The sequence below is a fragment of the Azospirillum sp. B4 genome, assembly GCF_000333275.1.
Taxonomy (GTDB): Bacteria; Pseudomonadota; Alphaproteobacteria; order Azospirillales; family Azospirillaceae; genus Nitrospirillum.
This window is the reverse complement of record NZ_BACU01000709.1, coordinates 1-3,984: the sequence shown is the minus strand read 5'-3', so window position 1 is coordinate 3,984 and position 3,984 is coordinate 1. Positions and strand designations below refer to the sequence as shown.

Genomic DNA, 3,984 nt, shown 5'->3' with positions numbered 1-3,984 from the left:
CTGGAGCGGCGGGTATCGGTGCCGCCGCCATCCATGGCAACAAGTCGCAGAATGCCCGGCAAAACGCCCTGGACGGCTTCCGCGCCGGCACCGTCAAGGTGCTGGTGGCGACCGACATCGCCGCCCGCGGCATTGACGTCGACGGTGTCACCCACGTGGTGAACTTTGAGCTGCCCAATGAGCCGGAAACCTACGTCCACCGCATTGGCCGCACCGCCCGCGCCGGCGCCTCCGGCGTCGCCGTGTCGCTGTGCGCCACCGATGGGGAGGAGCGGGGCTTCCTGCGCGATATCGAGAAGCTGATCCGCAAGTCCATCCCGGTGGGTGAGCGGCCGGAGGCCACGCCCCAGGCCGCCGCCGCCCCGGTCAGCCGCCCGCCGCTGCCGGCCCGCCAGCCGCGCAACGGCAATGGCGGTCGCGGCCAGCCCCGTGGCCAGCAGGCGGCCCGCGCGGAAGGCCAGGCGGAGGCCCGCCTGCAAGGCCAGCGTCCCGCCCGCGGGGAGGGCAACCGTCCGCAGGGCCAGGGGCGTCCGCAGCAGCAGGCGCGGCCGCAAGGCCAGCGCCCGGCCCAGCCGCAAGGCGGCCGTCCCGCCCAGCCGCAGGCGTCCCGCCCAGCCCAGCCCCAGGCTGCCGGCCGGCCGGCGCAGCAGGGCCCGCGTCCGGAAGGCCAGCGTCCCAACGCCCCCCGCCCCAACGCCCCCCGTCCGGCGGCGCCCCGGCCGGTGCAAGATGGTGGTCGCGGCACGCCCTTCTCCAGTTTCGTGGCGGCCTTGAATGCCAACGAGGATCAGCAGCCGCCGGCGCGTGAGGATCGCGACAATCGCCCGCGCCGTCGCCGCTGAACCTCGGGTTCACGTTTCGAGTTGTGATGGTTCTTTAGGAAGAGGAGGTCCCCATGGGCCGCAGCAGCAAGCCGAAATCCAAGTCCGTCAGCGAATTCGTCCTGTTCGATGTTCTGTATGACGACGGTTCGCGGTCATCCAACCGCCGGGTTCCCTCGTCGGAACTGGGCGGCCTGGACGGTGACGAGCCCGCCCGCGCCATCATCGAGGCGCAGGACCGGGAAATCGCCCTCATGTCCGGCAGCCCGCGCGGCCGTATCAAGTCGCTGAGCCGGTCGCCGGTCCGCTGATCCACCTGGATCGGTGACACGTATTGGAAAGCGCCCCGTGGCATGGCCCCCGGGGCGCTTTTTCTTTGCGAAGGGGATCACCCATGCCGTCTGTCGCCGTCCTGTTGCGTCTCATGGCCGTCTATGGCGCCACGCTGGTGGTGTTCCTGGCCCTCGATGCCATCTGGCTGACCCGCATGGTGGGGTTCTACCGGCAGGTCATGGGCGACATGATGGCGGAGCAGCCACGGCTCGCGCCGGCCGCCGTCTTTTATCTGCTGATGGTGGCCGGCATCGTCTTTTTCGCGGTGGAGCCCGCGCTGCGCTCGGACGCGCCTTTGACCAACGCGCTGGTGCGGGGCGCCTTGTTCGGGCTGGTCAGCTACGCGACGTACGACCTGACGAACCACGCGACGCTGCGCCTGTGGTCGGCCCGGCTGAGCGCGGTGGACATGGCCTGGGGTGCCGTGCTGACCAGCCTGGCGGCGGCGGCCGGGGCGCTGGCCGGCAGCTATTTCAGCTGGAAGCCGTAATGCCGGCCGCCAGCGGTACGGTTAATGGTCTGGCCGGGGATGTAGTCGAAGGTATCGTCCAGGATCAGGCGCATGAAGACCGGCTTGCCCATCATGTCCAGATGGGCCAGGTCGGCCATTTCGTGATGGATGTGCACCTTGCCGTTGGCCAGTGACACCATGGTCACGTCGCCGCCGATACAGACCTGGTCGCTGAATTTGGCACGGACGTAGTAGGTCTCGCGCCCGTCGACCAGCACGGTGGATTCGATGCGCCGCACATCCACCGGGGTCAGCGGCACATCCAGGCGATACATGGACAGCACGTCGCTGCCGGTGGGGCGCGTGGTGTGCAGCGTCAGGGAGCACGCCTCCTGCAGCATCTTCTGATCCGGCCCCGGCCCCATGGGGTCATCACCGGAACAGCCGGCAAGGGCGAGGCCCGCGACCAGGGCCAGGGCGATACCCGCTTTCATCGTTCCCCGCATGCCTTGATCCCCCCGGGCTGACGTCCACTTTTGCTAATCGCCCGAGGCGGCCAGCGGGTCAAGGATCTATTCGGTGATCCCGCTTCGTCCCGGCGGCCAGGGAAAGAAGGCGCTGGTCCGTCGGCGATAGGCCTCGAACGCCTGGCCACGGGACCGCGCCATATGCGCCTCCAATGGCGGAATGCCGGAGACGTGGACCAGCAGGCCGTACATGACGGCGGGTCCCGTCAGGGCCACCCAGCCCCAGGGCCATGGACCGTCCATCCCCGGCGCCAGCGCGAAACAGGGATAGGCCAGCCACCCCACCCATTCAAAGAAGTAGTTGGGATGCCGCGACCAGGCCCATAGGCCCGCGTCGCACACGCCGCCGTGCGCGTCGGGGCGTCGGCGGAACCGCGCCAGCTGGGCGTCGGCCATCCCTTCGCCCAGCACGCCGGCCAGGAGCACCAGCACGCCCACGCCGTCCGCCACCCCCAATCCAGGGGCCGGGTTGCGGGCGGCGACGAAGACCGTCGCGGTCAGCAGGGCGGCGGCCACGGCCTGGCTTTGCAGGAACAGGAATAGCCGCATGGGCGCTCGCGGCCCCCAGTCCTGGAGCAGCTGGGCATAGCGGGGATCGTCGCCGCCGCCGCGCGTCCGTGCGGCGATGTGCAGGCCCAGGCGGCCGGCCCATAGCCCCACCAGCGTGGCCACCAGCACCTGGCGCGCGCTGGGCGGCGTGCTTTCCAGTGGGGCCAGGGCCAATGGGGCCAGGGCGGCGGTCACGCCGCCCAAGCCCATGGCCAAGGACCAGCAGGCGTCCACCCAGCCGGACTGGCGGGTCGCCCGTTGTATCGCCCAGGCGAGGACCATCACCGCGCTTTGGCCAACCGCTATGGCGGCCATCAGCGACAGGGGCGCGGGAACGGCCATGGGGCGCCTACAGGCCGACGAAAGGCTGGGCCAGGCGTCCCAGCAGGCTGTGGAGACGCAGCCGGCCCCGCACGGCGATCAGGCACAGGCAATCCCCGTCCTGCCGGCTCACCATGGGTTCATGATCCACACCGTCGTCGACGGCGATCATGTCGCCGGGGCCGAAGCGGCCCAGGCTGTCGCTGAACGCGCCGTCGATCACGCAGGTGAATTCAGGACCGCGATGGCCATGCATGGGGATGGACATCCCCGCTTGGACCCGGAACAGCAAGGCCTTGTATCCCTGCGCCGGATCGACCTGCACGGCGCGGCCGCGTATGCCCGGCGCGATGAAGCGCCACGACGTCATCCGCTGCCGGCGCAAGGCGGGCGGCAGGGCCAGGTCGTCGCTGGCGCGGTGGGGGGACCTCTCTTCCGGCGCGGCGCCGATAAGGTCCAGGGCGTGATCCAGGGCGTCGGGAGCCATGATCGCGGGCGGCAAGCCATCCAGCAGCGCACCCCCCAGCGCCTCCCATTTGCGGGCCTGGCCGCGGCAGGCGGGACAGAAGTCCAGGTGGGTGGCGACGATCAGCGCCGGCCCGTCCTCCAGCGTGCCGGCGGCGAAGCGGGCAAGCAGATCGGCATCGGGGTGGTGGGTCGGTCGGGGAATTTGGTGCATCTCAGACGTCATCGATCAGCCCCCGAAGGCGGGACATGGCCAGTCGCAGGCGCGATTTCACCGTGCCCAAGGGAATGCCCAGGCGCCGCGCGATGTCAGGATGGGGCGCGTCCTCGAAAAAGGACAGGCGCACCACCGCCAGTTGGTCGGGGGGCAGGGTGTCCAGGCTGGCCCGCAACCGCTCGGCCACCTGCGTGGCTGACAGGACCTCATCGGCGGCTTCCGCCTCGGGCGGCGTCAATATCTCCTGCGCGACGGCGGCGTCCGCGACCCGGTCGCGGCGCAGCGCGTCGATGCGCAGGT

The 3,984-nt window shown here is 70.5% G+C and carries 7 protein-coding genes; 3 read left to right on the top strand and 4 right to left on the bottom strand.

Annotated features, from left to right (window positions below; all coding sequences use genetic code 11):
• The 3 genes from I55_RS39225 to I55_RS31925 form a co-directional block, all read left to right on the top strand.
• A partial coding sequence (locus I55_RS39225; RefSeq protein WP_286364331.1) for a helicase-related protein occupies nt 1-842 on the top strand: 842 nt, incomplete at its 5' end.
• A gap of 53 nt (nt 843-895) precedes the next feature.
• Nucleotides 896-1,132: a hypothetical protein gene (locus I55_RS31930; protein WP_044564766.1), complete on the top strand. Its 237-nt coding sequence runs from the start codon at nt 896-898 to the stop codon at nt 1,130-1,132.
• A gap of 83 nt (nt 1,133-1,215) precedes the next feature.
• Nucleotides 1,216-1,644 carry a DUF2177 family protein gene (locus tag I55_RS31925; RefSeq protein ID WP_252181393.1) on the top strand — a complete coding sequence of 143 codons (429 nt, stop codon included), beginning with the start codon at nt 1,216-1,218 and terminating at the stop codon, nt 1,642-1,644.
• On the opposite strand, the gene I55_RS31920 is transcribed toward I55_RS31925, so the two are convergent.
• The 4 genes from I55_RS31920 to I55_RS31905 all read right to left on the bottom strand — a co-directional run.
• Entirely contained in the window at nt 1,623-2,099 is a 477-nt protein-coding gene (locus tag I55_RS31920) for a hypothetical protein (protein ID WP_044564765.1), read from the bottom strand. The genes I55_RS31925 and I55_RS31920 overlap by 22 nt on opposite strands.
• Before the next feature lie 78 nt (nt 2,100-2,177).
• Entirely contained in the window at nt 2,178-3,023 is an 846-nt protein-coding gene (locus I55_RS31915; RefSeq protein WP_044564764.1) for a DUF1295 domain-containing protein, read from the bottom strand.
• Nucleotides 3,024-3,030: 7 nt separating this feature from the next.
• Nucleotides 3,031-3,693, bottom strand: coding sequence for a ChrR family anti-sigma-E factor (locus I55_RS31910; RefSeq protein WP_083901611.1), 663 nt, complete (start codon nt 3,691-3,693; stop codon nt 3,031-3,033).
• The coding region (locus I55_RS31905) for a sigma-70 family RNA polymerase sigma factor (RefSeq protein ID WP_044564762.1) at nt 3,683-3,984 on the bottom strand (302 nt) is incomplete at its 5' end. The genes I55_RS31905 and I55_RS31910, both read right to left, overlap by 11 nt.

Bases quoted from the DNA above. Each gene is read 5' to 3' on its own strand.
- I55_RS31915 (WP_044564764.1), bottom strand. From the start codon at position 3,023: ATGGCCGTTCCCGCGCCCCTGTCGCTGATGGCCGCCATAGCGGTTGGC.
- I55_RS31930 (WP_044564766.1), top strand. From the start codon at position 896: ATGGGCCGCAGCAGCAAGCCGAAATCCAAGTCCGTCAGCGAATTCGTC.
- I55_RS31910 (WP_083901611.1), bottom strand. From the start codon at position 3,693: ATGACGTCTGAGATGCACCAAATTCCCCGACCGACCCACCACCCCGAT.
- I55_RS31920 (WP_044564765.1), bottom strand. From the start codon at position 2,099: ATGAAAGCGGGTATCGCCCTGGCCCTGGTCGCGGGCCTCGCCCTTGCC.
- I55_RS31925 (WP_252181393.1), top strand. From the start codon at position 1,216: ATGCCGTCTGTCGCCGTCCTGTTGCGTCTCATGGCCGTCTATGGCGCC.